The organism is Phytobacter sp. V69 (assembly GCF_965644215.1).
Classification (GTDB): Bacteria; Pseudomonadota; Gammaproteobacteria; order Enterobacterales; family Enterobacteriaceae; genus Phytobacter.
In genome coordinates, this window is record NZ_CBFFRL010000492.1 from 1 (window position 1) to 634 (window position 634).

Consider the following 634-nt stretch of genomic DNA (forward strand, 5'->3'; position numbering starts at 1 on the left):
ATCGGTAGTTAACCCTTCCTCCTACACTCTCCACAATCATGTCCGAGCGTTGCACTTATTATCTGAATTCGCTAATCCTCTTACTGAGCAAGAACAGATGAAAATCTCTATATCCTTTCCAGGTCATCAAAAGCTGAATAATTCAGTTTCTTACCATCGGGTGAAATGTCCTTTCCCGCCAGCGTAATCTGTCCAAAAGGTGGCAGCATTTCTCCCTTGACTGACACCGTTTGTCCTTTTGCAAGCCACTCCACATTGAGCAGTGAAATATAATAAGGCGTTGGGTTATACACATTCAGAACATCAACCTCTTTTTTCCACTGTGATTTTCCTGTTGCACTCTGTGCATGTTTTATAAGTCTGACAAGTCGGTAAATAAATTTTATGCGTGTCTGATAAGCCACGTTTAGATACTGATGTTTAACATCAATAAATTTAGGTGGAACTGTCAGTACATTCAGCCAGAATATACTTTCCCGATCGGCGGGCAAGGGAGCGCCAGTGTAGCGAAGATGCAGTGCTTGCCCTTTCCTTTTGTCCAGGCGGGTAATAGATGGAGTTCGCGAATTCAGATAATAAGTGCAACGCTCGGACATGATTGTGGAGAGTGTAGGAGGAAGGGTTAACTACCGAT

At 43.2% G+C, this 634-nt stretch carries 1 protein-coding gene; it reads right to left on the bottom strand.

Annotated features, from left to right (window positions below; all coding sequences use genetic code 11):
- Positions 1-107 precede the first annotated feature (107 nt).
- Positions 108-596 (bottom strand): fimbrial biogenesis chaperone, encoded by a 489-nt coding sequence (locus ACSZPU_RS26175; protein ID WP_499004535.1) that lies wholly within the window; start codon positions 594-596, stop codon positions 108-110.
- Positions 597-634: the final 38 nt, after the last annotated feature.